Here is a 5,386-nt window from a genome sequence, read left to right as displayed (position 1 = left end):
GGGCGGGGAGGTGCGGGTGGAGCTGCGCGGGGAGTCGAACCCGTACCCGGACTGCCCCACGCCGGTGGCCTGCCACACCGCCACGTTCGACGTGGCGGCGGAGAAGTGCGTGGAGACCGCGGAGCCGGACGGCACGGCGTGCGACCCGGGCAACGCGTGCATCCTGGGCGCCACGTGCGCGGCCGGGCGGTGCAAGGGGGCGGAGCGCGTCTGCGACGACGGCAACGCGTGCACCACGGACGTGTGCAACCCGCTGGACGGCTGCACGTCGGTGCCGGCGCCGCCATGCCCCGGGGACGGCAAGTGCCAGGTGGGCGCGTGCGACCCGAAGGTGGGGTGCACGCTGGCGAAGGCGCCGGACGGGACGTTCTGCGGCCCGGAGCGCGGCTGTGACGCGGCGGACGTGTGCCTGGACGGGGCGTGCCAGCGCCGCGACCCGCCGGACAACTTCACCTGCGCCCCGGCCAGCCCCTGCCAGGGACCGGGGAAGTGCAAGGGCTCCGTGTGCGAGCGCCCCGCCGCGACGGCGCTGACGCCGGACTGGACCTACGACGCGGACTCCAACGGCGAGGCGCTGCACGACCTGCTGGTGGGGCCCAGGGGGGACGTGACGCTGGTGGGCTTCTTCGTGCCGGCGCTGCTGGACGCGGCGGGCCCGGTGCCGGTGCGCGCGAGCACGTCCGGGCGCCGGTGCATGCTGTGGAACGACCGGCTGTTGTGCATGGACCTGCCGCTGTCCGGACAGGTGTCGCTGTTGGACCGGGTGACGGGCTCGCCGCGGTGGACGTTCGACCTGGCGACGGCGCGGCCGGACTTCACGCAAGGTTTGACGACGGTGTTCATGGCGCGCTTGGGGGTGATGCAGCCGGACCGGCTGGCGGCCCTCTTCGAGGCGTACCCGGCGGGCACGTCGCGCGACACGCTGTGCCGGCAGTACTTCCTGGTGGTGTTGGATGCCTTTGGGCGGATGGTGTCCGCGCAGGCGTTGGAGGATCCGCTGCTGTCGGAGTGCAACCACCCGCACCCGTACGGCGTGGCGTCCGACGCGGCGGGCGATCTGTACGTGGCGTTCGGGCCCACGCAGAACGTGGGGGCGCCGCTGTATCCGGGAGCGCCGACGCTGTTGATGGCGTTCTCGCAGGACGGGGTGCCGCGCTGGCGCAAGACGGAGGCCTTCGCCGCGGGCGAGCTGGCCATCGTGAACGGCGTCCTGCTCAACGAGCGCTCCACCCAGGCGCTGCGCACGCAGGACGGGCAGGCGGTGGGTTCACAGACCTTCCCCCGGCGGCTGGGCCGCGCGCTGGCGACCTCCGCGCACGTGATTCCCTCGCCCTCCGAGGACGGCACCGTGGGCGGGTGGACGCTGGAGGGCTATGCGTTGCCGAACCTCACGCCGTCCTGGACGCACGGGTTCCAGGGGTGGCCGGGGCCGGTGGCGCCAGAGATGCGGCTGGCGAGCTGGACGACCTGGCCGGGCCAGCCGCCGGAGACGGTGGTGGTGGGCACGGGCATGAACGCGGCGGGGCCGGTGCTGTTCGCGGTGAGCGCGAAGGACGGCGGCGAGGTGTTCCAGTGCCCGGTGCCGAACGCGGACACGCCCGCGCAGTTCCTGGAGCTGGGGCCGGACAGCGTGGTGATGATGGACGGGGCGGACGAGTGCGGCGATTGCGATCCGCCCTTCGCCTACAGCCGGGCCCGCTTCCGGCGCTTCCCCATCCCCGGCTTGAAGCCCGCGGAGGAACCCTGGCCCGGAACGTTCGGCGGGCCAGGGCACGACCATCACGAGGACCCGGTGCGCAGGCGCTGAGTCCTCATGACGTGAGCGCGGTCCAGGATGCGCCCCTCGCGCAAGGTTCCATCTGTATCGAGCGTGAGGGGCAGGCCCACCGCGGTGACGTGCTCGGGCCGCGTGCGCGTGAGCCATCCCAGCCACGCGCAGAGCGCGGCATCCAACTGGTCGTGCGTGCACGTCCCCGCGTCCCCGAAGCGCAGGCCGGAGGACTCCAGCAGGGCCTGCCTCCGGGCGCGTCCCTCCGGCGTGGACTTTCCCCCCAACTTCTCCACAGCCAGCGCGCGCCAGGTGGCGCCGGGGAAGGCTTCGAACAGGCGCGCGTGTGACAGCGACGGCGTGTCCAGGTCCAGCATGGGCAATCGGGCATGGGCCCGCAGCGCGGCGAACAGCAGCACGCTGCCGCGCACGAAGCCCGCGAAGGGTACACCGGGCAGGGGCAGGGGCAGCACGTCCGGGGTGCGGCCCGGTGCGCGCAGCCGCGCTTCCGCTTCCCGCACCTTCGCGCCGGGGTTGGCCAATGCCTGCGGCCCATCCACCACCACCACGTCACCGGGCCTCACGGCGAAGGCCTCCGCGAGCGCCTCCGGGTCCAGCCCGTGCCCTTCTCGTGCCTTGGGCCAGACGCGCTGGGAGAAGCGCACGCGGCCATCACCGTCCACGGTGGCCTCGTCCACGGGGCGGGGCGCGCGAGCGAAGGGGTCCGTCAGGTCCCAGCCCACGAAGCGGCTCGCGTCCGTCATCGCGTGCCTTCCTGCTGCGGGTTCGCGCACCGGACGTTAAGAGGGGCCGCCTTCACTTCCACCCAAGGTGACACGCACATGCACTACCGTCCGCTGGGCCGCACCGGCCTGTTTGTCTCTGAACTGTGTTTCGGCGCCATGACCTTCGGTGGCGAGGGCTACTGGAAGAACATCGGGCAGCAGGGACAGGCGGAGGCCGACGCGCTGGTGAACCGGTGCCTGGACGCGGGCATCAACTTCTTCGACACCGCGAACGTGTATTCGTACGGCCAGTCGGAGGAGCTGCTCGGCAAGGCGTTGGCGGCGAAGCGTTCGCAGGTGGTGCTGGCCACCAAGGTGCGCGGCCGCATGGGCCCGGGCCAGAACGAGACGGGCCTGTCCCGCTACCACATCTTCGACTCCGTGCACGCGAGCCTGAAGCGCCTGGGCACGGACCACATCGACCTCCTGCAGATCCACGGCTACGACGTGGCCACGCCGCTGGAGGAGACGCTGCGCGCGCTGGACGACCTCGTGCGCCAGGGCAAGGTGCGCTACCTGGGCGCGTCCAACCTGGCCGCGTGGCAGCTGATGAAGGCGCTGGGCCTGAGCGACCACCGCGGCCTGTCCCGCTTCGAATCGCTCCAGGCCTACTACTCCATCGCCGGCCGTGACCTGGAGCGTGAGCTGGTGCCGCTGATGAAGGACCAGCAGGTGGGCCTGATGGTGTGGAGCCCGCTCGCGGGCGGCTTCCTCTCCGGCAAGTACCGCCGCAACGCCGAAGGCCCCGAGGGCGCCCGCCGCACCACCTTCGACTTCCCGCCCGTGGACCGCGAGCGCGCGTACAACGCCATCGACGTGATGGATGAGGTCGCGAAGGAGACGGGCACCACCGTGGCGCGCGTGGCGCTCGCGTGGCTGCTGCACCAGCCGCACGTCACCACCGTCATCCTCGGCGCGAAGACGCAGGCCCAGCTGGAGGACAACCTGGCCGCGTCCGAGCTGCGCCTCAGCCCCGAGCAGCTCGCGAAGCTGGACGCCGTCTCCAGGCTGCCCCCCGAGTACCCGGGCTGGATGGTGGAGCGTCAGAACGCGGACCGCTTCCCCCCGGCTCGCTGAGCAGGTTGCTCGCGGAGTCCCGCTCGTGCGGAGTTTTCCATCATCGCTGAATGGACCCGACCTGACGCGTCTCAACGACGCACCGTGTGAAAGCGGTGCGTTCGTTTTTACAGTCCGTCGGGGACGGCAGGCGCGGAGGGGCGCGGGTTCCCCTGCGAGTCTCGTGGCGAAAGCGACGCAGGGTGTTTGGGATTGGGACGGGTTCCCGATATCTTGGGGACTGCGAAGCGTTCGGTCACTCGAGCGCGTTCCATGGGGCCCATGTGCCTGTTCGGTCGCACTCCGGTGCGGCCGGCATCCACGTGGAAGGTAGGACGGTCGCCCGGATGACCTTGGAGGTCCGGTGTGCGGCGTCTCTTTTAGCTTCGTGGGGGGCCTATCCGGGCCCCGGGTGTTCCCCGGGGCCCGGCTAACCTTTCCCGCTACCGCTGCTAGTTGGAGGCGTCGAGGCGCGAACCGCCGCTGACGTCCACGTGGGTGTTCCGCGGCCGCTTCGACAGGCGGATGATGCTGCCGCCGGAGGCGTCACCGGAGACGCTGGTGGGGGCATCGGCCTCCACGATGGAGCCGCCGCTGGCCTCCACCCGCAGCTCGGAGATGCCCTGGAGCTTCTGGGCATGCACCTGCGCGCCGCCGCTGGCCTCGGCGTCCAGATGGGTGGCACGGCCGCTGAGGGTGATTTCGGAGCCGCCGCTGGACTCGGCCTCCACCTTCTTGGCGTCCACGCCGCTCACCTTGAGCACCGCGCCGCCGCTGGCCTCCGCGTCGAACTCATCGGACGCGGTGACCTCCGCGTTCATGTGGCTGCCGCCGCTGGCCTCCACATGGTCGATGTAGGGCGAGGACACGATGAGCTTCACCGTGCCGTTGAGGCGGCTCCAGCCCTTGCGCTCGACGTTCGTGGTGAGGATGCCGTCCTCGACCTTCAACTGGATGCGGGAGAGGTTCTCCGGGGAGCCCTCCAGGCGGACGGACTTGGGGCCCACCTTCACCTCCGCGTGCATGCCGTGACCCACGGAGACGCCGTGGAAGTCCGCCACCTGGCGCGTCTCACCGGAGCCCTGGGAGGGTTTGACCGCGTCCTCCGCGTGGGCGGCGCAGGCGGTGGTGACGAGGCAGCAGGCGGCGAGCAGGGACAGCGAGGACATCCTCATGGGCGGCTCCTGGCGAGGCGCGGGGACGTGGGATGACGTCCCGGCGGAATGCCTCGGGTACGGAGGACCGCAGCGGGTGATTGCGTGGCGTCGCGCGAACCTGTCCGACTGTCGGACAGGTTCAGGGATTGGCCAGCATCTCCAGGGGGACGCGGACGGAGGTGGTGTCGTCCGGTTTGATCTCCACCAGGAGCTTCAAGGGGCGGCCGGTGCCGTCCATGAGCTTCAGGGTGTGCCTGCCCACCGGGAGGGCGACCTTGGTGAGCGGGGTCTCGCCCAGGGAACGGCCGGCCAGGGACACGCGGGCGGAGGGTTCCGTGACGAGGGTGAGGAAGCCCTGGGGCGCGGCTGCTTCGGTGGCGCTCTCATCCGGGGCGGGGAGGTCCGCTTCCGGGTCGTCGGCGGGCGTGGCGGTGCGGGACTTGCCTCGGGCCGGGGTGGCCGCCGGGTCGCTGGCGTCACGCTTGGCCTTGCGGCCGGGGGCGCGCGTCTTCGCCTTCGGCGCCTGGGCGTCGTCGGTGGCGGTGTCGTCGCTGGGAGGCTGCGGGTCCGTGGGGGCAGCGGGTTCGGCGGGAGGCGTGACCTGGGCGACCGCGGTGGAG

5 protein-coding genes are annotated in these 5,386 nt (G+C 71.7%); 2 read left to right on the top strand and 3 right to left on the bottom strand.

Going from position 1 to position 5,386, the window contains the following annotated elements:
* The coding region (locus tag D7V80_RS40035) for a tenascin-X (protein WP_120593027.1) at positions 1–1,807 on the top strand (1,807 nt) is incomplete at its 5' end.
* Here the strand turns inward: D7V80_RS40035 and D7V80_RS40030 are convergent.
* Positions 1,780–2,532 (bottom strand): DUF429 domain-containing protein, encoded by a 753-nt coding sequence (locus D7V80_RS40030; protein WP_120593025.1) that lies wholly within the window; start codon positions 2,530–2,532, stop codon positions 1,780–1,782. The genes D7V80_RS40035 and D7V80_RS40030 overlap by 28 nt on opposite strands.
* Before the next feature lie 78 nt (positions 2,533–2,610).
* Between D7V80_RS40030 and D7V80_RS40025 the strand changes: the two genes are divergently transcribed.
* Positions 2,611–3,630: an aldo/keto reductase gene (locus tag D7V80_RS40025; RefSeq protein ID WP_120593024.1), complete on the top strand. Its 1,020-nt coding sequence runs from the start codon at positions 2,611–2,613 to the stop codon at positions 3,628–3,630.
* A gap of 431 nt (positions 3,631–4,061) precedes the next feature.
* Here the strand turns inward: D7V80_RS40025 and D7V80_RS40020 are convergent, their stop codons facing one another.
* Positions 4,062–4,784 (bottom strand): head GIN domain-containing protein, encoded by a 723-nt coding sequence (locus tag D7V80_RS40020; RefSeq protein ID WP_120593023.1) that lies wholly within the window; start codon positions 4,782–4,784, stop codon positions 4,062–4,064.
* Positions 4,785–4,905: 121 nt separating this feature from the next.
* Positions 4,906–5,386, bottom strand: a 481-nt coding sequence (locus D7V80_RS42410) for a PEGA domain-containing protein (protein WP_199738983.1), incomplete at its 5' end; no start/stop codon positions are given.

Origin of the sequence: Corallococcus sp. CA054B, from assembly GCF_003611625.1 — a bacterium.
Classification (GTDB): domain Bacteria; phylum Myxococcota; class Myxococcia; order Myxococcales; family Myxococcaceae; genus Corallococcus; species Corallococcus coralloides.
Note: the sequence above shows the minus strand (reverse complement) of the source record. Positions and strands in the feature narration are given on the sequence as shown.